The organism is Streptomyces sp. NPDC048751 (assembly GCF_043198595.1).
In the GTDB taxonomy this organism is placed as follows: Bacteria; Actinomycetota; Actinomycetes; order Streptomycetales; family Streptomycetaceae; genus Streptomyces.
In genome coordinates this window covers 208,591-229,693 of record NZ_JBICUX010000013.1, presented here as the reverse complement: position 1 = coordinate 229,693, position 21,103 = coordinate 208,591, and the positions used below count along the sequence as shown (strand labels likewise).

The 21,103-nt window shown below is 73.1% G+C and carries 25 protein-coding genes; 15 read left to right on the top strand and 10 right to left on the bottom strand.

The window, feature by feature from the left end:
* Positions 1 to 4 precede the first annotated feature (4 nt).
* Positions 5 to 958, bottom strand: coding sequence for an NAD-dependent epimerase/dehydratase family protein (locus tag ACGFNV_RS34940; RefSeq protein WP_393628109.1), 954 nt, complete (start codon positions 956 to 958; stop codon positions 5 to 7).
* 140 nt (positions 959 to 1,098) lie between these two features.
* Here ACGFNV_RS34940 and ACGFNV_RS34935 point away from each other — a divergent pair, with 140 nt between their 5' ends.
* From ACGFNV_RS34935 to ACGFNV_RS34915, 5 genes are all read left to right on the top strand, one after another.
* Positions 1,099 to 2,490 carry a M1 family metallopeptidase gene (locus ACGFNV_RS34935; protein WP_393628107.1) on the top strand — a complete coding sequence of 464 codons (1,392 nt, stop codon included), beginning with the start codon at positions 1,099 to 1,101 and terminating at the stop codon, positions 2,488 to 2,490.
* A complete protein-coding gene (locus tag ACGFNV_RS34930; protein WP_393628105.1) occupies positions 2,487 to 2,897 on the top strand; it encodes a DUF2809 domain-containing protein in 411 nt (136 codons plus the stop codon). The genes ACGFNV_RS34935 and ACGFNV_RS34930 overlap by 4 nt, the downstream gene beginning before the upstream one ends.
* Before the next feature lie 41 nt (positions 2,898 to 2,938).
* Positions 2,939 to 4,204, top strand: coding sequence for a glycosyltransferase family 4 protein (locus tag ACGFNV_RS34925; RefSeq protein WP_393628104.1), 1,266 nt, complete (start codon positions 2,939 to 2,941; stop codon positions 4,202 to 4,204).
* Entirely contained in the window at positions 4,201 to 5,019 is an 819-nt protein-coding gene (locus tag ACGFNV_RS34920; protein ID WP_393628102.1) for a hypothetical protein, read from the top strand. Before ACGFNV_RS34925 ends, ACGFNV_RS34920 begins: the two co-directional genes overlap by 4 nt.
* 186 nt (positions 5,020 to 5,205) lie before the next feature.
* Positions 5,206 to 5,880, top strand: a complete 675-nt coding sequence (locus ACGFNV_RS34915) for an expansin EXLX1 family cellulose-binding protein (protein ID WP_393628100.1) — start codon at positions 5,206 to 5,208, stop codon at positions 5,878 to 5,880.
* 49 nt (positions 5,881 to 5,929) lie between these two features.
* On the opposite strand, the gene ACGFNV_RS34910 is transcribed toward ACGFNV_RS34915, so the two are convergent.
* On the bottom strand, positions 5,930 to 6,220 hold the full coding sequence (locus ACGFNV_RS34910; RefSeq protein ID WP_133932888.1) for a zinc-ribbon domain-containing protein: 291 nt from the start codon (positions 6,218 to 6,220) through the stop codon (positions 5,930 to 5,932).
* 177 nt (positions 6,221 to 6,397) lie between these two features.
* Here ACGFNV_RS34910 and ACGFNV_RS34905 point away from each other — a divergent pair, with 177 nt between their 5' ends.
* Positions 6,398 to 6,544: a hypothetical protein gene (locus tag ACGFNV_RS34905; protein ID WP_393628098.1), complete on the top strand. Its 147-nt coding sequence runs from the start codon at positions 6,398 to 6,400 to the stop codon at positions 6,542 to 6,544.
* Entirely contained in the window at positions 6,541 to 7,506 is a 966-nt protein-coding gene (locus tag ACGFNV_RS34900; protein WP_393628096.1) for a D-2-hydroxyacid dehydrogenase family protein, read from the top strand. Before ACGFNV_RS34905 ends, ACGFNV_RS34900 begins: the two co-directional genes overlap by 4 nt.
* An 18-nt stretch (positions 7,507 to 7,524) precedes the next feature.
* Here the strand turns inward: ACGFNV_RS34900 and ACGFNV_RS34895 are convergent, their stop codons facing one another.
* Positions 7,525 to 7,890, bottom strand: coding sequence for an STAS domain-containing protein (locus ACGFNV_RS34895; RefSeq protein WP_133932886.1), 366 nt, complete (start codon positions 7,888 to 7,890; stop codon positions 7,525 to 7,527).
* 213 nt (positions 7,891 to 8,103) lie between these two features.
* Between ACGFNV_RS34895 and ACGFNV_RS34890 the strand changes: the two genes are divergently transcribed.
* Entirely contained in the window at positions 8,104 to 8,517 is a 414-nt protein-coding gene (locus ACGFNV_RS34890; protein ID WP_393628095.1) for an ATP-binding protein, read from the top strand.
* A 107-nt stretch (positions 8,518 to 8,624) separates the two neighbouring features.
* Positions 8,625 to 8,849 (top strand): hypothetical protein, encoded by a 225-nt coding sequence (locus tag ACGFNV_RS34885; protein WP_393628093.1) that lies wholly within the window; start codon positions 8,625 to 8,627, stop codon positions 8,847 to 8,849.
* Positions 8,850 to 8,916: 67 nt separating this feature from the next.
* On the opposite strand, the gene ACGFNV_RS34880 is transcribed toward ACGFNV_RS34885, so the two are convergent.
* Positions 8,917 to 9,468 (bottom strand): hypothetical protein, encoded by a 552-nt coding sequence (locus ACGFNV_RS34880; protein ID WP_393628091.1) that lies wholly within the window; start codon positions 9,466 to 9,468, stop codon positions 8,917 to 8,919.
* A 267-nt stretch (positions 9,469 to 9,735) separates the two neighbouring features.
* On the opposite strand from ACGFNV_RS34880, the gene ACGFNV_RS34875 reads away from it, so the two are divergent.
* Complete coding sequence (locus ACGFNV_RS34875; protein ID WP_393628089.1) at positions 9,736 to 10,740, top strand: hypothetical protein; 1,005 nt, start codon at positions 9,736 to 9,738, stop codon at positions 10,738 to 10,740.
* 55 nt (positions 10,741 to 10,795) lie between these two features.
* On the top strand, positions 10,796 to 11,119 hold the full coding sequence (locus ACGFNV_RS34870) for a hypothetical protein (protein WP_393628088.1): 324 nt from the start codon (positions 10,796 to 10,798) through the stop codon (positions 11,117 to 11,119).
* Between the two features lie 18 nt (positions 11,120 to 11,137).
* On the opposite strand, the gene ACGFNV_RS34865 is transcribed toward ACGFNV_RS34870, so the two are convergent.
* The 3 genes from ACGFNV_RS34865 to ACGFNV_RS34855 all read right to left on the bottom strand — a co-directional run bounded on the left by ACGFNV_RS34865 (position 11,138) and on the right by ACGFNV_RS34855 (position 12,738).
* Positions 11,138 to 11,920, bottom strand: coding sequence for a YqjF family protein (locus tag ACGFNV_RS34865; protein ID WP_393628086.1), 783 nt, complete (start codon positions 11,918 to 11,920; stop codon positions 11,138 to 11,140).
* Between the two features lie 71 nt (positions 11,921 to 11,991).
* The gene (locus ACGFNV_RS34860) at positions 11,992 to 12,258 is read right to left on the bottom strand and encodes a hypothetical protein (RefSeq protein ID WP_393628084.1); all 267 of its coding nucleotides are present in this window, start codon (positions 12,256 to 12,258) and stop codon (positions 11,992 to 11,994) included.
* Between the two features lie 90 nt (positions 12,259 to 12,348).
* The gene (locus ACGFNV_RS34855; protein WP_393628083.1) at positions 12,349 to 12,738 is read right to left on the bottom strand and encodes an amino acid decarboxylase; all 390 of its coding nucleotides are present in this window, start codon (positions 12,736 to 12,738) and stop codon (positions 12,349 to 12,351) included.
* Here ACGFNV_RS34855 and ACGFNV_RS34850 point away from each other — a divergent pair.
* From ACGFNV_RS34850 to ACGFNV_RS34835, 4 genes are all read left to right on the top strand, one after another.
* Positions 12,721 to 13,464, top strand: coding sequence for a M20/M25/M40 family metallo-hydrolase (locus ACGFNV_RS34850; RefSeq protein ID WP_393628082.1), 744 nt, complete (start codon positions 12,721 to 12,723; stop codon positions 13,462 to 13,464). The two genes, ACGFNV_RS34855 and ACGFNV_RS34850, sit on opposite strands and share 18 nt — an antisense overlap.
* A complete protein-coding gene (locus tag ACGFNV_RS34845) occupies positions 13,442 to 13,576 on the top strand; it encodes a hypothetical protein (RefSeq protein WP_393628080.1) in 135 nt (44 codons plus the stop codon). Before ACGFNV_RS34850 ends, ACGFNV_RS34845 begins: the two co-directional genes overlap by 23 nt.
* A gap of 63 nt (positions 13,577 to 13,639) precedes the next feature.
* Positions 13,640 to 14,197 (top strand): hypothetical protein, encoded by a 558-nt coding sequence (locus ACGFNV_RS34840; protein ID WP_393628079.1) that lies wholly within the window; start codon positions 13,640 to 13,642, stop codon positions 14,195 to 14,197.
* A 9-nt stretch (positions 14,198 to 14,206) separates the two neighbouring features.
* Positions 14,207 to 18,559 (top strand): HAD-IC family P-type ATPase, encoded by a 4,353-nt coding sequence (locus ACGFNV_RS34835; RefSeq protein ID WP_393628078.1) that lies wholly within the window; start codon positions 14,207 to 14,209, stop codon positions 18,557 to 18,559.
* A gap of 36 nt (positions 18,560 to 18,595) precedes the next feature.
* Here ACGFNV_RS34835 and ACGFNV_RS34830 read toward each other — a convergent pair whose 3' ends face one another.
* From ACGFNV_RS34830 to ACGFNV_RS34820, 3 genes are read right to left on the bottom strand one after another with little or no spacing between them, the layout of a single operon-like run.
* On the bottom strand, positions 18,596 to 20,395 hold the full coding sequence (locus ACGFNV_RS34830; protein ID WP_393628076.1) for an ABC transporter ATP-binding protein: 1,800 nt from the start codon (positions 20,393 to 20,395) through the stop codon (positions 18,596 to 18,598).
* Positions 20,392 to 20,829 carry a lasso peptide biosynthesis B2 protein gene (locus ACGFNV_RS34825; RefSeq protein ID WP_393628075.1) on the bottom strand — a complete coding sequence of 146 codons (438 nt, stop codon included), beginning with the start codon at positions 20,827 to 20,829 and terminating at the stop codon, positions 20,392 to 20,394. The genes ACGFNV_RS34830 and ACGFNV_RS34825 overlap by 4 nt, the downstream gene beginning before the upstream one ends.
* Positions 20,826 to 21,080: a lasso peptide biosynthesis PqqD family chaperone gene (locus ACGFNV_RS34820; protein ID WP_133932874.1), complete on the bottom strand. Its 255-nt coding sequence runs from the start codon at positions 21,078 to 21,080 to the stop codon at positions 20,826 to 20,828. The genes ACGFNV_RS34825 and ACGFNV_RS34820 overlap by 4 nt, the downstream gene beginning before the upstream one ends.
* Positions 21,081 to 21,103: the final 23 nt, after the last annotated feature.

Sequence of the window (21,103 nt, the reverse complement as noted above, 5' to 3'; positions counted from 1 at the left end):
CCGTTCACCGCCCTCGGGGCGGCATCGCGGCGAGTCCTTCTCGCACGGACGGGTAGGCGGGGGCCCAGTCCAGTTCGTGCCGGGCCTTCGTCGTGGAGACGCGCAGGGTGGTCGACATCATCGTGTGGGCGTACGACATGGGCCTCATCAGCCACAGGGGGACGGTCATCGGTTTCGGCAGGCCGAAGTGTTCCGCCACCGCGTGGACATGGCCGGCGAAGCCCGTCGGTGTGTCGTCCGCGATGTTGTATGCCTCGCCGGGGCGCCCGCGCTCGACGGCCGCGACCACCGCGCGCGCCGCGTCGGTGAGCTCGATCCACGGCAGGACCCGGCCCCGGTCGGCGGACACGGGGAGCTTGCGCCCCCGCAGCAGGGGCAGCAGGGCATCGGTGCCGCCGGGTCCGTAGAACAGCCCGAAGCGCAGGGCGACACCCTCCAGACCCGGTGTGTGGAAGGTGAGCTGCTCCTTGATGCGCATGGCCGCGATGTGCCGCTCCAGTTCCGTGGTGCGGCCGCGGGGGCCGAAGGGGTCCTCCTCGGTCAGGGGCTGGTCGCCGTGATCGCCGTAGCCGTATCCGAAGACCATCGACTCGGCGACGAACCGCCGTGCGCCGGTGGTCCGCGCGGCCTCGATCAGGTGGGCGGTGCCCTCGGTGCGCAGGGCGTTGGTGGCGTGCATGTCACGGTGGCGCAGCGGGGCGTCGCGCAGGGCGGTGGCGGCGTGGACGACCGTGTCGAAGTGGTGGCCCTCCACGGCGCGCAGCAGTGCGTCGCGGTCGAGGAGATCGGCCTGGACACCGTTGGCCGGGCCCCGGCCCAGGCCCGTGACCTTGTGCCCCGCCTCTGTGAGGGCGCGAGTGACATGGCGGCCGAGGACTCCGCTCGCACCCGCGAGGAGAACGCTCTGGTTCTGCCCTCGGGTCCTGTCTTCCTGGCTCTGGTTCGTGTGCGTCGTCATACGGATACGACCGACCGGGTCCGCCGCGATGTGACATCCCGGCGCGAAGTGCCGGGGCACGCGGTGGGAAGTGGAGTCGCCCTTTCGAGTTTCCCGGTGGGGCGATCAATGTCGGCGGTGCTGTGGCAAGATCCGCTGCCATGTCGTCGTTACCCGTGTGGTGGTCGAGAACCCGTCGTCGTCTGCTCGTCGTCCTGCTGGCGCCGCTCGTGGCGTCGGGCGCCATCGTGGCGGATGCCGTCGCGTCGCCGCCGGTCCGGGCGAGCGCGAAGGCCGCTACGCCCGACGGTCTGCGCTACGACGTGACCCTGCGCTCCGACGCCGACGGCTCGCGCTGGACGGGCCGGCAGCGGGTGACGTTCCGCAACGCCTCCGACCGGCCGCTGCGCGAGGTGTACGTGCGGCTGTGGGGCAACGGTGACGACGGGTGCGGCGCACCCGGTAGCCCCTCCCCCGTGACCGTGACCCATGTGCGTGGGGGTACGGCAGGTCGCCTCACGGTGAACTGCACGGCACTGCGCATCACGCTGCCCAGGCCGCTCGCGCGCGGTCAGCGGACGGCCGTCGCCTTCGACGTGTCGATCACCGTGCCCCGGCGCAACAGCCGCTTCGGCCGCGAGGGCGACTTCCGCTTCCTGGGCAACGCACTGCCCGTGCTGGCCGTGCACGACGAGAAGGGGTGGCACCTCGACCCGTACGTGTCCGTCGGCGAGAGCTTCTACGCCCTCGCCGGCGACTTCCGGGTGCGCCTCGACCACCCCGCCGCCCTCAAGGTCCCCGCGACCGGCCGCACCCTGACCAGGCCCGGCGGCCCCGGACGCACCGTCACCCTCAGCGGCGCACACAAGGTGCGGGACTTCGCGTGGGCCGCGGGCCCCTTCCGTACCGCGACCGAGACCTCGCCCGGCGGCGTGCGCGTCAACTCCTACTGGGCGCCCGGCACGTCCGCCGTGGGCGTACGCCTCAACCGGAAGGACGCCGTCGGCGCCGTCGACCGGTTCGGCAGGGAGTTCGGCCGTTATCCGTACGGCGAGATCGACCTCGTCATGACGCCGGAATTCGGTGGCGGCATGGAGTATCCCGGCCTCGTCCTCCTCGGCACGACCGAGGAGGGCAGTGCCGTCGTCCACGAGATCGCCCACCAGTGGTGGTACGGCATCGTCGGCAACGACGAGTACGGCGCACCCTGGCTCGACGAGAGCTTCGCCCAGTACGCCAACGCCCGCTACTACGGCTGGGACACCCAGGGCTGCTGGGGTGAGGAGGACTGGCCCCGTGGCGCCCTCCTGACCAACTCGATGGCGTACTGGAGCCGCCACCGCAACGAATACCACCTGGTCTACACCGCCGGTCCCTGCGCCCTCGCAGACCTTGAACGCACCCTCGGCAGCGGCCCCATGGCCCGCCTGCTCGAGCGGTACGCCCGCGATCACTGGTACGGCGTCTCCACCACCGCCGACTTCAAGAGGGCCGCCCAGGGCATGACCAGCAAGAATCTCGGCCCGTTCTGGAAGGAACACCACATCCAGTGACGCCGGGTCTGCTGCGGATCCGTCTCGCGGCGGCCGGGAGTGCGGTGGTGATCGTCGGGGCCGGGCTGGGATTGCGCGGCATGGCGGTGGGGAGTGTGGCCAAGTACGGCGGGGACGCGTTGTACACCCTGCTGTTGGTCGCTCTGGTCGTGGTGGTGGCGCCGCGGGTGACGCCCCTGACGGCTGCCGCGAGTGCGCTGGCCCTCAGCTGGGGGATCGAGTTCTTCCAGCTGAGTGATGTGCCGGCGGAGCTGTCGCGGCGCAGTGCCGTCGCTCGTCTCGTGCTGGGGTCCACCTTCAATCCGCCCGATCTGTTCTGGTACGCGGTCGGGGCGGCGGCGGGTTGGCTCCTGACCAGCTGGATCGGGCGGTTCCGCCCGGCGCGGACGTGCACTACGAACTGGTAACGAGCCACAACCGTAGGGAAATTGACGTCGTCTAATCCGCCATGAAGATTTCTTTCCTTATTCATAACGCCTACGGGATCGGAGGCACCATCACCACCACCTTCAACTTGGCCCACGCACTGGCCGAGCGGCACGAGGTGGAGATCGTCTCCGTCCTGCGGCACCGGGAGCACCCGAACCTGACCCTGGATCCGAGGGTGTCGCTGCGGGCGTTGGTGGACCTCAGACAGGACAAGGAGCACGCTTTACATCTCAGACCGGCGAAGGTCTTCCCCCGCGCCGAGTACCGGTACCGGCAGTACAGCGAGTTGACCGACCAGCGGATCGCCGAGAGCCTCGCCGCGACCGACGCCGACGTGGTGATCGGCACCCGGCCGGGCCTCAATGTGCACCTCGCGCTCCAGGCGCCGTCGCATGTCGTGCGCATCGGGCAGGAGCACCTCCCCCTGGACAACCATCCGCCCCGACTGCGCACCACACTGCGCCGCGCCTACCGTCGGCTGGACGCGCTCACCACGGTGACCGAGGCCGACGCCGCCGCCTACCGGCGCAAGATGTGGCTGCCCGGCGTACGGGTGGAGGCTCTCCCGAACAGCGTGCCGGATCCCGTGCTGCCGGCCGCGGACGGCAGCGCGAAGGTGGTCGTCGCGGCCGGCCGGCTGGTGCCGGTGAAGCGCTACGACCTGCTGATCGAGGCTTTCGCCGCAGTCGCCGCCGAACACCCGGACTGGCAGCTGCGCATTTACGGCAAGGGTGAGGAGCACGACCGGCTGCGGAAGCTGATCGTGGACCTCGGGTTGTGGAACAACGTCTTCCTGATGGGTGCGGCGATCCCCATGGAGGCGGAGTGGGTGAAGGGTTCGATCGGTGCGGTCGCCTCCGACTTCGAGTCGTTCGGCATGACGATCGTCGAGGCGATGCGCTGCGGACTGCCGGTGGTGAGCACCGACTGTCCCTACGGGCCCGGCGAGATCATCAAGGACGGCGTCGACGGACGGCTCGTGCCCGTGGGAGACCGTGACGCGATGAGTGCGGCCCTGTCGGAGCTGGTCCGGGACGACGAGCGGCGCCGGCGGATGAGCCGGGCGGCCCTGGAGAACGCGCGGCGGTTCGCCCCTGGCCCTGTGGTCGAGCAGGCCGAGCGGCTGATGGCCGAGGCGGTCTCGGCGCGGAAGGCGGGACGAGCGGTCGCGCAGGAACGCGCCGGCGTGCACCGCGTGCTGGTCAGTCAGGGCTTCGCCGCCCGCGACGCCGCGTTCGCGGCGGCCGGCGACGCGCGGCGCGCGATACGGAAGGGGCAGCGGTGAGCGCTGGACAGGGAGTGCAGCCGCGCGCGGGGTGCGTGGTCGACACCGGGGGCCGGATGGTCTTCGACCTGGTGTCACGGCCCGCGCAGGGGCGGCAGTTGCTGCTGCGGCTGCGGCCGGGGAAGGGGCAGCCCGAGAAGGTCCTGCACGCCCTCGACCTGGAGCCCTCCGACGACGGCGGCCGACGCGCCGTTCTGGACACCGACACCGTTCTCGCGGAGGGCCGGTGGGACGTGTACCTGCTCCAGGAGTCCGGGGCCGAGCGGCAGCGTCTGCGTCCGGGCCTGCGCGACCTGCGGGCCCTCGTCGACGGTCACCGTCGGGACTGGCAGACACCGCTGGCCGTACGGGTGCCGTACGCCACCGCGGACGGCTATCTCGCGGTGCGGTCCTGGCTGCGACCCGCCCACGCGGAGGTCGGCCGGATCACCCTCACGGACCGTTCGCTGACGGTCGGCGCCCGCCTGCACGGTGCCACGCTCCAGTCGGGGGCCGTCGTACGGCTGCGGCTGCGGGGCGGCAGCAACCATCTGTGGGACCTTCGGCCGCAGGTCGAGGACGACGGCCGGAGCTTCTCCTTCACCGTGGACCACGGGGAGTTGACCGCCGAGACGGTGGGCGGGAGCGGGGTCTGGGACGTGTTCGTCCAGCCCGCAGTGCAGGCGCCCCTCATCCGTCTGGCCCGTCTGCTCGACGACGTGGCGGGCCGCAATGAGGTGTTCGTCTATCCGACGGTCACGGTCGACGGAACCGGTCTGCGTCCCTTCTACACCGCCGACAACGACTTCTCCGTCGAGGTGACGAAGGCGGGGTGAGGCTCGGGGCGGCGCGAGCCCGAACGGGGTGAACGCCGTCCAGCCGGGGGTGCCTCCGCCGCGCGAGGCACCCTCACGGCCACCGGGGGCGCGGCTGTGGCTGTATTTGCACTTTCAATTGATCTTTCAACGCTGCCAGGATCGCCTCGCTCGAGCACGTCCCCACCGTCCTCGAAAGGCACCTCCATGCGCAGCAGCCCCCTCGCTCTCCTCGCCGGTGCCACCGCCCTGTTATGGGCCACGACGTCACCGGCGTCCGCCTCCGTTCAGCCCGGCACCACCTACTCCGGCGAGGGCACCTTCTACGGCGCGACCGGCGTCGGGAACTGCCTCTACGACGCCACCGCCGACATCGGCATCGCGGCGCTCAACCACACCGACTACGAGAACGCGCGCATGTGCGGAGCGTACCTGCAGGTCAAGGGACCCCGGGGCGAGATCACCGTGAAAATCGTCGACCGCTGCCCCGAGTGCAGACCCGGTGACATCGATCTCAGTGAGCGCGCCTTCGCCCGTATCGCCGACCCGGTGGTGGGCCGGGTGCCGATCACCTGGAAGCTGGTGAGTCCGGACATCGGCGGCACCGTCGCCTACCGCTACAAGGAAGGCTCCTCGCAGTGGTGGTGCGGCATCCAGGTCCGCAACCACCGCAACCCCGTCGCCACCCTGGAGGTCCGCACCGGCTCCACCTGGCGCCAGCTGCCGCGCCAGGACTACAACTACTTCGTCTCCGACAACGGCGCGGGCTGCGGCTCCGACATCCGGATCACGGACATCTACGGCCAGACACTCACCGACACCGGTATCGCCATCACTCCGAACGTCGACCAGCGGGGCAAGGCCCAGTTCAGCAAGCGCTGACCCCGCACCGGATACGGCCGAGTGATGGGCGGGACCGGCCCCGGCCTCGTCAGGACTGGTACGGCTGCTGCTGGGGCTGCCCGTGGGGCTGACCGCCGTGCGGGCTCGCGGCCTGCGCCAGCAGCTGGTCCGCCTGCTCCTTGGTGATCTTCTGCTCGGCGCCGCAGAAGGTGCACTGCGTGGCGTGCTTGGTGGAGATCGGGAACAGCGGCACGAAGAAGAGGGTGAACTTCGTGACGCGCTTCCTCAAGGTGTGGGCGGAGGGGTTGCCGCAGTACCCGCACAGCAGCGTGAGTATCGCGAGCTGGTACAGATATCCCTTGGTGCCGAAGATGATCATATTGGTCCCTCCAGGGTCGATGCCTGCGCACAGTGTCGTGCACGTCGATGTGCCTGGTGCACGCCGGGGGCGGTGTTTTCGTCGGGCCCTTCCCCCGGTTGACCGGCGGGCGGTTTCGGCGGAGGCTGCAGTGCCAGCCTTTTCAACATCATCAACGCGCCCGGAGGAATGAAGCACGTGACACCCGAGTCCCCGGCCCCCGACGACGTCTCCTACGCCGACACCACGCACCGCGACACCCACGAGACCGGTATGGCCGTTCGCAAGGCCGTGACCGAGCGAGTGATCGGCGGGGTGTCCGGCGAGGCGGGTGAGTCGGCATGACCCTGCGGTGCGCCGTCCTCGACGACTACCAGGGCGTCGCCCTCTCCCACGCGGACTGGACACCCCTCGCGGACCGGGTGGACGTACGGGTCCTGCGGGAGCACGTGACGGACCGGGAACAGCTCGTCGACGCGCTCGTGGACTGCGAGATCGTCGTGATCATGCGGGAGCGGACGCCGTTCGACGCGGAGCTCCTGGGGCGTCTGCCGCGGCTGCGGCTGCTGGTGACCACGGGCATGCGCAACGCCTCCGTCGACCTCGCGGCCGCGACCGCGGCCGGGGTGACGGTCTGTGGCACGGCCAGCAGCATCACCGCGCCGGTGGAGCTGACCTGGGCGCTGATCCTGGGACTCGCACGGCAGTTGACGGTCGAGAGCGGGGCCCTGCGGGAGGGCGGCCCCTGGCAGTCCACGGTCGGCCGGGATCTGCACGGCCGGACGCTGGGCCTGCTCGGGCTCGGCAAGATCGGGAGCCGTGTGGCACGTGTCGGGGCGGCCTTCGGCATGGAGGTGCTGGCGTGGAGTCAGCACCTCACCGCAGAGCGGGCGGCGGCGGAGGGTGCGCGACTGGCGCACAGCAAGGAGGACCTGCTGCGGCGCAGTGACGTCGTGTCGGTCCATCTCGTGCTGTCCGAGCGTACGCGTGGTCTGCTCGGGGAGACCGAGTTGCGTGCCATGAAGTCGGACGCCCACCTGGTCAACACGTCCCGTGCCGGGATCGTCGACCGGGAGGCGCTGCTGCGGGCCCTGCGGGAGGGCTGGATCGCCGGGGCCGGTCTCGACGTGTTCGAGTCGGAACCGCTGCCCGCAGAGGATCCGCTGCGCTCCCTGCCCAACGTCCTGGCCACACCCCACCTCGGCTACGTCACCGAGGGCAACTACCGCACGTACTACGGCGAGGTGGTGGAGGACATCGTCGCCTTCCTCGCCGGGGAGCCGGTCCGGCTGCTGCGCGCGGGGTGACCCCGGAGCCCCCGGGGCTCAGTTCTTCAGGGCCTGTTGCAGGTCGGGGTAGCACGGGATGACGGTGTCGACCCCGACCAGCTGCAGGATGCGCAGGACCGGGTTCCTCGGCCCGGCCAGGCGCAGCCAGCCCTGGGCGGCCTGGGCGGCCTGGTGGGCGGCGATGAGGGTGTTGACGCCCGTGGAGTCCATGAAGGTGACCCCACTGAGGTCGACCACCAGCCGCCCCGCGCCCGCGCCGTCGGGCGGGAGCAGTGCCTGGCGGAAGTTGGTTCTGGTCGTGTGGTCGATCTCGCCGTGCGGGACGACGACATCGATGCCGTCGATGACGGAGTGCGCGATCGACAGCCGCTGCGGGGCGGCTGGTTCCTCGGTTTCTGCCACGGTATCCCCAAAGGCGTCGGTCAGGGGGCCGGCCACGGACCGGGCCAGCGTACCTCCGGAGATCCTTCGAGGGGAGACCACCTCCTTCGGCTACAGCTCAGGCGTGCCTTTTGGAACGGCGGAGGCGTACGGGGCGGGCGAGCGGGTACACGCGGGCGTGTGCGTGAAACTAGGGCGGACTGTATGCAATCGGTGATCAGTGGCGGAGGCCGTATGGCGCCGCAGCGTGGTCGTATTCACACCACTGTTGCTCTGGACGGCGATTCCTCCTGCATCGCCGAGGCTCGCCACCACGCGGCCGACTTCCTCACCCGGGTGCAGGCCGAGCACGGTCTGCCGGTCACCGCCCGGGCGATGGACACCACCCGGCTCGTGGTCAGTGAGCTGGTCACCAACGCCAGGAAGTACGCGCCGGGGCCGATTCTGCTCGAGCTGCGGATCTCGGGTGGCGACGTCGAGGTGGTCGTCTGGGACAGCGATCCCGTACTGCCGTTGGCGCGGGCCGCGGATCCCGGGCGGGTGGGCCAGCACGGTCTGGAGATCGTCATGGCCGTGTGCGCGGGGTACGAGGTCCAGCGCGAGCCCGTCGGCAAGCGTGTCACCGTACGCGTGACGCTGCTCGACTGACCGGGGGCCGCGCCCTTTCTGACGCCCTGTCGGCGCCGCCCGCGGTGACATCCCGCGCGGCGCCCTCCTCCCTGTCTGCCCGACTGTTGTCCGAGGTGACCGCGACCGTGTCTGCTCCCGAGGCCCTGCCCGCCCTCACCGCCGGTGTCTCCACCGGCCTGGTGCTGCTCCTCCGCTGGGCCGCCACCCGGAACGCGGACCCCGCCCGCCCGCCGCACAACGGGGATCCGACCGGCCTGGCGCCGGACGACCCGGTCCTGCGGCAGGCCGAGGAGCACGTACGGCACTACTGGGCCCGTGTTCGACCGCTGTACCCCACGCCTCGCGACTGACCAAGGCGGTCCGCGGCCGCTGCGGCCGGCTGCGGGTTCGCGGGTTCTGCGGGTTCAGCCGAGGGTGTCAGTCCTGTGGGTGCGTGCTGTCGGCGGTCTGCCGGAAGGCCTGCGCGGTCTGTTGCGCGTGCAGTCGCTCCAGGGCGCGCAGTTGACCGTGGGCACGTTCCAGCAGGGCGTCCAGTCGGCCCGCGTCCAGGCGTTCCTCGTCGTCGGTCAGGCCGCGCAGCGTCTCCCAGAGGGCGGCCTTGCCGGTCACGCCCGCACGCAGGAACTCCAGCTCGACCAGCGAGGTGAGCGGGGAGCGCTGCAGCAGGCGGCCGTTGGTCTTGAGCCGGCCCGCCTTCTCCGCCAGGTGGCCGGCGACGACCTTGTACCGGCGTACGGGGACGTCGAGCCGCCGCATGATCTCCAGCAGACTCGACCGGTCCTCGGCGATCTCGTCGGCGAGCGGGCCCATGTCGGCCCCGAGGGCCGTGTCCTGCTCGGCCTCGGCCAGGGCCCGGGCGCGGTCCACACCCACGGTGGATCCCGCGAGGTGGTCGTTGAGGTAGATGCCGAGCAGGTCGGCACGTGTGTCCTGCGTGTGATGCCTGTCCCGGATGTCCAGCGTGCGCATCGTGGGTCCCCTCTTGGCCGACGGGACGTCCGGGCGGTGTCGGCGGACGGCCCGGACGTCTGACACCCACCGAGTGACCCCGCACGGCTCTTCCCACACGTCATGGTCCGCACAGACGCCCCCAACAATCCCCCCACGAGTCTCACGCGGGCTGCACACCCCGTTCCGAAAGCCTCGTTAGCGTTGCAAGCTGCTCGATTCCGTGTACGAACGTGACCGGGCCGCCCTCCGGCGGGCCGACGCCATGTCAACCCAGGAAGACCGCAGATGGACTACTGCTCCTCGTGTCGCCGGCATCTCAATGGCGCCCTGGTGTGTCCCGGGTGCGGTGCCTACGCCCCGGACATCGCCCCCACCACCGCCGACGGACGTACCGTTCCGGGCCCGGCCACCGTCGGCACGACGGCAGCGTGGGCACCCGAACCGGACACGTGGCCCGACGGCGGACGTCACGGTGGCGGACTCCACGCCGACGGACTTCACGACGGTCTTCACGGCGCACTTCACGAGGAGGCGGACGGCGGGCTGCACGGCGCGGGCACGGACGAGGATCCCTACGGCGAGCCGTCCGGCGACCTGGAGGGCGTGGCGTCGGCGCCGGAGGGCCGGGCGGCTCGGCGTCGCCAGCGAGCCCGCTGGAAGAAGAACCAGCGCCGGGCCGTGGTCGCGACCGCCGTCGCCCTCGTCGGAGGCGGCCTGACCCTGGGCACGATGGACCGCAACTCCACGAACCGGGCGCAGGCGGCCACCGCCCCGGAGGTGACCGGTCCGGGCACCGACGAGGAGCGGACGTCGCAGGACGCCCTTCCGACTTCGACGCGCCCCGACGCGCACCGCTCCTCCCCCACTCCGACCGCGCCCGCGATCCCCCGCCAGCGGTCCGTCGCCCCGGACGAGCAGGACGCGCTCTCGAACGTTCAGCCGGACTCCGCCGACCGCCCTCGTACGGCCGCGAAGCCGGTGCCGCAGCCGCAGGCCGGCTCCCGGAACTCCGGCGGGTCGGCCGCCGGTGCCTCGACCTCCGGCGGGTCGGGCTCCGGAGGATCGGCCGACGACTCCGGTACCGCGGCGACGCCGACACCGACACCGACGGGTGGCGCCGACAGCAGCAGCAACGCCGGCGGCGACAGCTCCGGTTCTGGCACCAGCTCCAGCTCGTCGAGCTCTTCCAGCTCGGGAACGTCGCAGTCGGGCACCTCGCAGTCGGGAACCTCGCCGTCCGCCACCTCTCCTTCGGGCGAGATCTGCGTGCTCGTGCTCTGCCTGGGCTGACGGCACGACACCGCGCAGGTCCTCTCGTGACCTTCCCCGGGGGGAAGGGGGACACGTGAATCACCCAGGGCCTGCGCGGCTCGACCTGTGCTCCCCCGCCCGGCCCCTATGCGGGGAACGCCTCCTGAGCCCGGTCGAGGGGGAAGCGGGCCTCGATGGCGGCTCCGGGCCTGATGACGGGACGGTCCTCGCTCAGTACGTCTTCGAGACCTCCGGTCACGCCCCCGCCCTGGGCAAGATCACGGACAGCACGGGGCTCGCCAGGACGACGGCTCTGCGGCTGCTCGAGGCCGTGGAGCGCTTCGCCGCCGAGCTCGCGCAGGCGGCCGGGCTCATCTCCGACCAGGGGTTCCGCCATCCGCTCAGCCGCGGCCACTGACCCCTGGGCGCGATGCGGTCAGGGGGTGGGGATGCCGGCCGGGCGGGCCGGGCGGTCGAAACGGACCGACACGCCCGGTGAGTACAGCACGCTCACCGGCTCTCCCAGCGGTCCCCGCACCCCTGCCGCGGCCACCAGGTCCTCCTCGCACTCGATCAGCTCGGCCCGGTGCAGGGGCCAGCGGGGGTGGGCGTTGGGCAGGTACATCGGCCGGCCGAGGAACGCGGTGTGCATCCCCCAGCGGGCGGTCAGGAAGTGCTCCAACTCCGTCGCCTCGCCGATCCGTCCGCCCACCCGCACGGTGATGCGGCTGCGGGCGCCCCGCGGTCCGGGCCAGCGCCGCGAGCTGGTGTACGTGACCGTGTCGCCGTCGCCGCGCACGGCCATCCGGGACCAGACGTACGGCATCCCGAAGCCGGCCCTGCCCACCGCCACCGGCACGAGCCGGGAGGCGTCGAGTGAACGGAAGACCACACCGCGCCGCCCGTGCGCGTCGACCGAGTACAGGCGGACGTTGGTCTCGGGGAACGTCCCCAGGTAGGGGACGCCTGGGAGCCGGAACCAGCCGACGCGGTGCATGCGGAAGGCGACGAGACCCACGTACGTGACCCCGCCCAGGGTGTCGGGGCGGGTCCCCGGCGGCAGCAGACCGGCCACGTCGGCGGGGTCCGCGGCCCAGTGGAGGAAGGTGAGGTCGAGCCAGGACTGGGTGAGCAGCGGACGGCGTATCACCCCCGGCGCGTCGGCCGAGACGGGTTCCGGGGGCGTTTCGGGGCCCGGTGGTGGTGTGCGCCTCACCATGCTCCCTTTCTGTTGGTCACCGCGAAGGTGAGGGGTGGGCGACGTCGGAGGCCTTGTCCGTGTCCCGTGGGTCATGGAAGGTCGCCGTGCCAGTCGAAGCGGCGGCCGTCGGCCTCCCTGGGGGCGTAGAGCGCCCGGCCGCCGGGCCCGTGGCGGCCTATCTCCGTCGGCAGCGCCACGCCGTCGCGCACCTCGTCGTCGGGCCGGTCCGTCACGTCCAGGAGCAGTCCGTCCAAAGGGCCGCCCACCAGCTCCACGTAGGCGCGTCCGGGCCTCGGTGCCGCGTCCTCGTGGTCCGCTCCGTACACCCGGCCGCGCATGAACTCCAGCTCATCCATGACCTGAACGATCGCATCCGGCACTGACAACGGGCCCTCGCCCGCGGGTGCGGTCGGTCCGCCGTCCGGCTCGTCCGGTGCCGCCTTGGCTCATCGCCGCGCCACCACACGCAGCGTCCGGACCGAGGGGTCGGCGGCGTCCGGGATCAGGACGCCGTGGTCGACCCCGCGGCCCAGGTAGTCGAGGACGTCGTCGGTGATCACCGCTCCGGGGGCGATGACGGGCACGCCCGGAGGGTAGGGGCTGACCATCTCCGCGGCGATCCGCCCCGCGGCCCGCTCCGCCGGCACGTGTTCCGCCGGGGCGAAGAACGCCTCACGCGGCAGTACGGCCTGCTCCAGTTCCAGGGTCGAGGCCTCGGGCAGAACGACCGCACCGGAGGCCGCGCGGCCGGCACGCCGGACGATGTCCATGAGCGCGTTCGCGAGGAGGTCGCCGACCGGGCCGACCTGCTGTGGCAGGTGGCCCTGCGGCTGCACGCCGAGCCCGAGTACGCCCTCGCCGAGCAACGGGCCGCGGCCCTGCTGGCGGGCGAGCCGGCACAGGCCGGATTCGAGGTGGACCGCCCCGTGGCCGGCCTGCCGACCGCGTTCACGGCCTGCTACGGCCGGGGCCGCTCTGCCGTGGCGCTCCTGCTCGAGTACGACGCCCTGCCCGGTCTCGGTCACGCCTGCGGCCACAACCTCATCGCGGCCGCGGGCCTCGGAGCGGCACTCGCGGCGTGCGGCGTGCTGGACGACTCCCCCGGATCCGTGATGGCCGTGGGCACGGTCGCCGAGGAGGGCGGAGGCGGCAAGGCCGTCGAGGTGGAGGCCGGGGTGTTCGACGACGTCGACGCGACGCTGATGTTCCATCCCGGGGGGTACGACTGGCAGTGGGCGCCGCTGACCGCGCAGGTGCAGTACCGGGTGTCCTTCCACGGGCGCGCCGCGCATCCCACCGGCGACCCCGCCTCAGGCATCGACGCCCTGGCCGTGCTCGGCCGGCGCCTGTCGGAGGCCTCGCACGTGCAGGGCATCGTCACGCACGGCGGCACGGCCACCCACATCGTCCCCGAGCACGCGCAGGGGCTGTTCGGGCTGCAGGGCGGCCACACGGCGGCCCTGGACGACCTGGTCGGGCAGCTGCGCGACCGCGCCGAGGACGTCGCCCGCGCGACCGGCACCAGGGTGGAGAGGGTGCGTGCCACCCGAGCGGGCCCGTGAGGTGCTGCTCGCGGCGACCGAGGCACTGGCGTGCACCGCCGCGGACGTACTCCCGCGGCCGGATCTGCGCGACGAGGCGTGGGCGCGGCACCGGGAGACCTCGTCGGGGTGAGCCTCCGAAGTGCGGGAACTCGGGTGTTCCGGAAAAGTGAGGCTCCACAGGCGAGGACTGGTCATGGCTGAGCAGAAGTCGGCGCAGGAACGCTTCCCGCAGCCGCTGCGTGCGGCGGCCTCGACGCTGCAGAAGGTGCCGGGCGCCGGGATGGTGAGCAGAGCGGCCGGAGGGACGTTGGACAGGATCGGCACCGTGTCGCCGCGCGGACGGCGGGTGGCGGTCTACACGGGAGCCGGGGTGCTGGGCGTCACCGGCCTGGTGGAGTGGCCCGTCGCGGTCACCGGAGCGGCCGTGGCCTGGCTGACCCAGCCGCGATCCCAGGAGCAGCGGAAGGGGCAGGAGAGGGCAGGGGCCGAGGACACGACGGGCCCTGAGGAGATCGGGGCTTCCGAGGGTGCCGCCGCTGCGGGCACCGCAAGCACCGCCGGCATCGAAGGGACCGCGGGGTCCAGGCCCGCAAACGCCGGTGGTGGCCCTACGAGCGCCCACCGTGACGTCGCTTCGCAGGCCATCGGCGCCGGGACCGCCGAAGCAAGCGGCGAGGTCACCCCTACCGCGAGCCAGGCGTCCCCCTCCAGTGGGAGCGGCGGCGCCGAGCGTACAGGAAAGGCAGGCTGAGGGCGCGACATGAGTGGACTTCTGACGCGTTCCTCGGGTGCCGTGGCCGCGGCCGTCCTGGCCGGGCCCCGGCTCCTCGCGCGGGGGGCACCGCCCGTGGCCGGCGTCGCCGCAGGAGCGGTCGCGGCGACCGCGCGGGCGGGTGTGCGGGGCGCGGACTTCGCCGTACGGGCGGCCCGGGTCGCCCGTACGGCGCTGCCGGGCGATGCCCGCCACTGGCGGGCCGGTGCGCGGGCCCACCTCCCGATGCGGTCGGCGTCGGCGGAGGAGACCCGCGAGAAGCTGGAGCACGCGGCAGGCCGGGTGGCGGAGGCGCTGGCCGAGCACCCGGACGTGGCGGTGGCGTACTGGGACAGCGGATTGTCCCGGCTGGTGGTGACGGCGGTCGAGGACACGGTCGGCGACGCGGTGCTGGAGCGGGCGACGGAACTCGCTGAACGGCACGGGCTGGTGCCCGAGGCCGACCCTCTGGAGGACTTCGACCACCCGGGCGACCCCGCCGCGGTGCGCACCGTGGCCGCGGCCCTCGCGGCCGACCTGGTGGGCGTGGGCGCCGCCTTGACCGCGAACGCGCTGCGTCTGCCGCCCTCGCCGCGGCTGGTCACGGCGGTGTCGACCATACTGCGCGAGAACCCGGCCTTCCGGGGCTGGTTGCGCGGCCGGCTCGGGAACGCCCGCCGCATGGACCTGACGCTGGCCGTCGCCAACGCGGCCGTCCACGGTGCCGGGCAGAGCCCGACGTCGCTGGCGCTCGACGGGGCGCTGCGCATCTGTCAGTTGGCGGAGGCGGTGGCGCGGGGGACCGCGTTCGAGGTGGTGCACGACAAGCTGTGCGTGCCGAGCCGCGACAGCCTGCCCGCGGATCGGTCCGGACGGCCGCCGCTGCGCACCTCCCCGGCCCAGCAGTACGCCGTCCACGCCTCGACCGGCAGTGTGCTGGGCGCGGTGGCGGCACTGCTCGTCAAGCACGACGTGGCCGAGGCAGCGGAGGCGGTGCTCTCGGGATCGCCGAAGGCCGCGCGGTACGGACCCGCCGCCTTCCACGCCGTACTCGGCGCGGCGCTGTCCCGGACGGGTGTGATCGTGCGCGATCCGGACCGGCTGCGGCAGCTGGAGATGGTCGGCACGGTCCTCCTGGATCCGAGTGCGCTGCGCACGCCGGGTGCGGGGGCCGACCCGTGGGCGGAGTCCGTCCTGGACGCGGCGCGGCGGGCCGGGCTGCGTGTGGTGATGGTGGAGGACCCGGCGCTGGCCGACTTCACCGGGCTGGCCGACCAAGTCGTCGCCGCCGGAAGGCCGTTGAGCGAGGTGGTGCGCGAACTGCGCGCGGAGGACGGTGGCGTCGTCACCGTCGTGCGCCCGGCGTCGGGTGACGACCCGGAGGTGCTGTCCGGGCTGCTCAGCGGTGATGTGGCGATCGCCCTGGCGGACGGCGACGCTCCGGTGGCCTGGGGTGCGGACGTCCTGGCCCTGCACGGCCTGGCCGATGTGTGGCGGCTGCTGCGAGCGGTGCCGGCGGCCCGCGCGGTGGGGCGCCGGTCGCAGATCCTGGCGCGGTCCGGTGCCGCGTTGTCCGGACTGCTCGTGGCCGTGGGCGAGTCCCGCGGGGGCCGCGGTTCGGCGCTGCCCGGGCTGCGGCACGCGCCGGTCGACGCGAGCGCGGCGACGGCGCTGCTGTCCGGGGTGCGCGTGGCCCTGGGTGTCGCGACGGCCCACGCCCCGCACCCGCGGCCGCGGGTGGCGTGGCACGCGCTGGACCCGGAGGACGTACGCGAGCGGCTCGCGAAGGAGCACGAGCGCGAACCCGAGCCGAGCGCATACGAGAAGGCGCGCGCGCGGATGCGCGCGCTGGCCGACCGGGCGGGCAACGTGCCCGCGCTGGCGCCGGCGCGGTGGACGGTGGACCTGGCGCGGGCAGTGCGCGGCGAGTTGGACGACCCGCTCACCCCGGTCCTGGCGGTCGGCTCGGCGGCCGAGGCGATCCTCGGGTCCGTCGTGGACGCGCTGCTCGTGGTCGGCGCGCTCGACCTGAACGCGCTGGTGGGCGGTGTGCAGCGGCTGCGGGCGGAGCGGGCCCTCGCCGGGCTGCTGGCGCAGCAGAAGCAGAAGGCGCGGGTCACCGAGGAGGAGTCGCAGGACGCGTCGGTGGAGGCGCACGTCGTGGACGCCGCCAAGCTGGAGCCGGGCCACATCATCGAGTTGAAGGCCGACGACGTCGTACCGGCGGACGCGCGGCTGCTGTGGGAGGACGGTCTGGAGGTGGACGAGTCGGCGCTGACCGGTGAGTCCCTGCCGGTGCACAAGTCGATGGACGTGACGCCGTCGGCCCCCGTGGCCGAGCGCCACTGCATGGTCTTCGAGGGTACGACCGTGGTGGCGGGACGCGCCCAGGCGGTCGTCGTCGACACCGGTGAGCGCACCGAGGCCGCGCGGGCGGTCTCCCTCGCCGCGCGGACGCCGTCGGCCGCGGGCGTCCAGGCCAGGCTGCAGGAACTCACGCGCAAGGCCCTGCCGTTGACGCTGGCGGGCGGGGCGGCGGTGACCGGTCTGTCGCTGCTGCGCGGGACGCCCGTGCGGGAGGCGGTCAGCGGTGGTGTGGCGGTGGCGGTGGCCGCCGTACCGGAGGGGCTGCCGCTGGTGGCGACGGTGGCGCAGCTCGCGGCCGCCCGTCGGCTCGGCCACCGGGGAGTCCTCGTGCGCACGCCGCGCACTTTGGAGGCGCTGGGCCGCATGGACACCATCTGCTTCGACAAGACCGGCACCCTGACCGAGAACCGGCTGCGCCTGGTCCGGGTGGCCGACGCGGACAGCACGGTCCGCCGGGCCGGCGAGCCCGAGGTCGCCGCGGTCGTACGGGCCGCGGCGCGCGCCTGCCCCCGCCTGAACGGTGACGGCGCCCGGCCGACGCACGCCACCGACGAGGCGGTCCTGGACGCCGCCGGGCCCGACGCCGACTGGACGCAGGACGAGGGCCTGCCGTTCGAGACCTCGCGGGGTTACGCAGCCGCGGTCGGGCGCGCCGGGGACGGTTCACGGGTGCTGGTGGTCAAGGGAGCGCCGGAGACCGTGCTGCCGGCCTGTGCCGACCTGCTGTCGCACGTGTCCGACGCGGCGCACGCGCTGGCGGGCGACGGACTGCGCGTCCTGGCGGTGGCGCAGCGGCCGCTGGAGGAGGGCGAGGAGGCGGCGGACGTACTCGAACAGCCGCTGGCGCGCCTGGAGTTCACCGGGTTGCTGGCGCTGGCCGATGTGGCGCGCGAGACGTCCCCGGCGCTGGTGCGCGGGTTGCGCGAGGCGGGCGTACGACCGGTGGTGCTGACCGGCGACCATCCGCAGACGGCCCGTGCCATCGCCGCCGACCTGGGCTGGCCGGAGGACACGACGGTGGTCACCGGCGACGAGCTGGCCGCGGCGGACCGCTCGGCGCGGTCGCGGATGCTGCGCGACGCGGACATCGTGGCGCGGGTGGCTCCGGAGCAGAAGCTCCAGGTGGTGGAGTCCATGCGGGACGCCGGCCGGGTGGTGGGCATGGTCGGTGACGGCGCCAACGACGCCGCGGCCATCCGCGCCGCCGACATCGGCGTGGGCATCAACGCCCGGGGCTCGGCGGCCGCCCGCAACGCCGCCGACATCGTCGTCACCGGCGAGGACCTGCTGGTGCTCGTCGAGGCGGTGCGGGAGGGCCGTTCCCTGTGGCACAGCGTCGCCGACGCGATCGCCATCCTGATCGGCGGCAACGCGGGCGAGGTCGGCTTCGGCATCGTCGGCACGGTGCTGTCGGGCTCCGCTCCCCTGTCCACTCGTCAGATGCTGCTGGTGAACCTGTTCACGGACCTGTTCCCGGCGATGGCGGTGGCCGTGACGCCGAAGGAGTCGGCGAACGGCGAGGAGACACAGGCCGAGGGGACGGAGGCGCCGTTGGGTACGGCCGTTCTCGGCGATCCGCTGATCCGTCAGATCCGGCACCGGGCCATGACGACGTGTCTCGGCGCGACGGCGGCCTGGCTGTTCGGCCGGTTCACCCCGGGTACGGCACGACGCTCGACGACGATGGCCCTGTGCGCCGTGGTCGGCACCCAGCTCGCCCAGACGCTGGCCGACCGCCGCGGCAGCCCTCTGGTGCAGGTCACATCCCTGGGGTCCGCCGCCGCGCTCGTTGCCCTCGTGCAGATCCCGGTGGCCAGCCACGCCTTCGGCTGCACGCCTCTCGGCCCCCTGGCATGGGCGGGCGTGGCCACGTCGATCACGCTGGCACTGGCCGGGCAGCGGGCTCTGCCGTACGTGGAGGAGGCGATCCTGAAGCGGTGGCCGGACACCGCCCGGTCACCGCTGGCGCTGCTCCCTGGGAGTGGCCGTGCGTGAGGCGTCCACCCGGCCGGGCCTCGGACGGCCCGGAACTCAGCGGTCCCGGCCGCCCGGTCTGAGCATCTGGCTCGCGGCCAGTTCACGGTAGAGGGGGCTGTGGGCCAGCAGTTGCTCGTGGCGGCCGCACGCGGAGACGCGGCCGTCGTGCAGCACGACGATCCGGTCGGCGTGCTGCACGGTGGAGAGCCGGTGGGCGACGACCAGCACGGCGCACTCCTCGGCGACCTCCTTCATGACGGCGGTCAGCGCCGACTCGTTGATGGCGTCGAGGTGGGAGGTGGGCTCGTCCAGCAGGAGGAGGGACGGGCGGGCCAGCAACGCCCGGGCCAGGGCGACTCGTTGGCGTTCGCCGCCCGAGAGGGTGCGGCCGCGCTCGCCGACCACGGCGTCGAGACCGGCGGGCAGCCGGGCGAGGACCTCGTCGAGGCGGGCCAGTTCGACGACCCGGCGGATCTCGTCGTCCGTGGCGTCGGGGACGCCGTAGGCGATGTTGTCACGCAGGGTGCCGTGGACGACGTGGGTGTTCTGGTCGACCACGGCGATGCGCCGACGGCACGCGTCGCGGCCGAGTTCGGTGGCGGGCCGCCCGTCGAAGAGGACCTCTCCCGTGTCCGGCTCGTAGAACCGGGCCACCAGGGCGAAGAGCGTGCTCTTGCCGGCGCCGGAGCGGCCGACCAGCGCGACCTGCCGGCGCTGCGGAACACTGAGGGAGACCCCGCGCAGGACCGGCCGGCCCGGGTCGTGGCCGAAGTGGACGTCGCGCAGTTCGAGGGCGGGCGGGACCTCGGCGACGGACCGCCCCGAAGTGCGGGGGCGGGCCTGCGGGACGCGGGCTTCCGTGGGCTCCACGGGCAGGCGCAGCGCCTCGTCGATGCGCTGGTAGGCGCCCATCCCGCGCTGGACGAGGCTCGCGGCGCGGAAGACGGAGGACAGCGGCAGCACCAGGTAGGAGGCGTACAGCAGGAAGGCGACGAGGTCGCCCAGGGAGCCCGCCTCGCCGCCCACGCGTAGACCGCCGATGACCAGGACGATGAGGAAGGAGCCCTGGACGGCGAGTTCGACGGCGGGGCTCATCACGGAGGCGAGCTTCGCGGTGCGTACGCCCGCTCCGTAAGCCGCGTCGACGCGTGCGCCGATACGGGCCGCCTCGCGGGACTCCGCGCGGTGCACCCGGACCATGGACAGCGCGCCGAGAGCGCGTTCCAGGTCGGCGGCGACGGCCCCGACCGCGCTCTGCATGTGTTCGGAGGCCCTTCGGATGCCGGTCAGCAGGGAGGCGACCACGGCGGCAGCGGTGGCCACCGTGAGCGCGACCAGGAACAGCAGCAGCGGGTCGAGCCACGCCATGAGGACGATGGCTCCGGCGGCCACGAGGCTGCCCGTCACGAGATCGACGAGTGCCTGTGAGACGACCTCGCGCAGCAGGGTGGTGTCGGCGGTGACGCGGGAGACGAGATCGCCGCCACGGTGTCGGTCGTACTCCCTCATCTCCAGTCGGAGCAGTCGTGCCACGAGGCCGTGGCGGAGTTGTCGTACGACGCCCTCCCCCATGCGCTCCAGGAGGAAGCGCCCGGCGGATCCGGTCGCCGCCTCGGCGACGAACAGGACGGCGAGCAGGGCGAGCAGCGGCCAGACGACCTGCCCTCGGCCGCCGGCGTCGACGAGGTGCTTGGCGACGAGCGGTTGGGCCAGGCCGAGGGCGGAGCCGACGAGGGTCAGTACGGTGGCGACCGCCACTGCGGCCCGGTGCCCGGCGGTGAGCCGGTACATGGTGGCCACCGCGGCGCGGGTCGACCTGTCGGTGTGGGCGGTCGGGGACGCGGCGCCGTTCATCGGTCCGTCGGCCGGGACGGCGGGGCGACGACCACCAGCCGGGCGAAGTAGCCGTCCGGCACGCCCTCGCCGACGGGGCTGCCCTCCGCCTCGATCCAGGCGTGCGCGGTGAACGGTGGGACCACGCGTACGCCGGCGCACCAGGTGGGCCAGGTCCCGCCGACCCGGCACAGCAGCGCCGCGCCCAGCGACCGCGGCAGGCACCCCTTCGGTCCGGCGCAGCGCAGGCTGGCGGCGCACAGGGCGTCCCGCGCGCGCTGCGCCTGGGCGGGGGTTGCGGGCACGGCGCCGCGGCGCAGCAGGCCGAGGACGGCGCGGATGTGGCGGGGTGGCAGAAAGGCGAGGAGGGTGGCGGGCAGCAGGACGGCGAGGGCGGCGAGACGGCGGGGCAGCGGCACGTCGGTGGGGCGCTCCAGTGCGCTGGGCGTGGTCATGAGGCGAGCCCCGAGCCACGCAGCTGCCCTACGAGCGTTTCGACGTCCCGCAGTGCCTGGTCCCTGTCGATGTCGAACTCGCGGACCAGCGCGGCGGCCGCGTCCGCCTCCTCGCCGCCGTCGAGCAGAGTCCGCACGACCAGGGTGGCGGTCGGGTTCAACTCCCAGTAGGAGCCGGAGCGTTCGTCGAGCAGTACCGTGCCGTAGTCGGTCTCGGCCGTGGACACGTCGGCGCCGAACCGCAGGGGCATGAGGGCCGCCTTTCTGACGCGGT

What these genes read in the sequence shown, in the direction of transcription:
- ACGFNV_RS34875 (WP_393628089.1), top strand. Translation starts at nt 9,736, where the DNA reads ATGGACTACTGCTCCTCGTGTCGCCGGCATCTCAATGGCGCCCTGGTG.
- ACGFNV_RS34925 (WP_393628104.1), top strand. Translation starts at nt 2,939, where the DNA reads ATGAAGATTTCTTTCCTTATTCATAACGCCTACGGGATCGGAGGCACC.
- ACGFNV_RS34880 (WP_393628091.1), bottom strand. Translation starts at nt 9,468, where the DNA reads ATGCGCACGCTGGACATCCGGGACAGGCATCACACGCAGGACACACGT.
- ACGFNV_RS34820 (WP_133932874.1), bottom strand. Translation starts at nt 21,080, where the DNA reads ATGCCCCTGCGGTTCGGCGCCGACGTGTCCACGGCCGAGACCGACTAC.
- ACGFNV_RS34940 (WP_393628109.1), bottom strand. Translation starts at nt 958, where the DNA reads ATGACGACGCACACGAACCAGAGCCAGGAAGACAGGACCCGAGGGCAG.
- ACGFNV_RS34840 (WP_393628079.1), top strand. Translation starts at nt 13,640, where the DNA reads ATGGCTGAGCAGAAGTCGGCGCAGGAACGCTTCCCGCAGCCGCTGCGT.
- ACGFNV_RS34890 (WP_393628095.1), top strand. Translation starts at nt 8,104, where the DNA reads ATGGCGCCGCAGCGTGGTCGTATTCACACCACTGTTGCTCTGGACGGC.
- ACGFNV_RS34865 (WP_393628086.1), bottom strand. Translation starts at nt 11,920, where the DNA reads ATGGTGAGGCGCACACCACCACCGGGCCCCGAAACGCCCCCGGAACCC.
- ACGFNV_RS34915 (WP_393628100.1), top strand. Translation starts at nt 5,206, where the DNA reads ATGCGCAGCAGCCCCCTCGCTCTCCTCGCCGGTGCCACCGCCCTGTTA.
- ACGFNV_RS34910 (WP_133932888.1), bottom strand. Translation starts at nt 6,220, where the DNA reads ATGATCATCTTCGGCACCAAGGGATATCTGTACCAGCTCGCGATACTC.
- ACGFNV_RS34830 (WP_393628076.1), bottom strand. Translation starts at nt 20,395, where the DNA reads ATGAACGGCGCCGCGTCCCCGACCGCCCACACCGACAGGTCGACCCGC.
- ACGFNV_RS34835 (WP_393628078.1), top strand. Translation starts at nt 14,207, where the DNA reads ATGAGTGGACTTCTGACGCGTTCCTCGGGTGCCGTGGCCGCGGCCGTC.
- ACGFNV_RS34860 (WP_393628084.1), bottom strand. Translation starts at nt 12,258, where the DNA reads ATGGATGAGCTGGAGTTCATGCGCGGCCGGGTGTACGGAGCGGACCAC.
- ACGFNV_RS34900 (WP_393628096.1), top strand. Translation starts at nt 6,541, where the DNA reads ATGACCCTGCGGTGCGCCGTCCTCGACGACTACCAGGGCGTCGCCCTC.
- ACGFNV_RS34825 (WP_393628075.1), bottom strand. Translation starts at nt 20,829, where the DNA reads ATGACCACGCCCAGCGCACTGGAGCGCCCCACCGACGTGCCGCTGCCC.
- ACGFNV_RS34935 (WP_393628107.1), top strand. Translation starts at nt 1,099, where the DNA reads ATGTCGTCGTTACCCGTGTGGTGGTCGAGAACCCGTCGTCGTCTGCTC.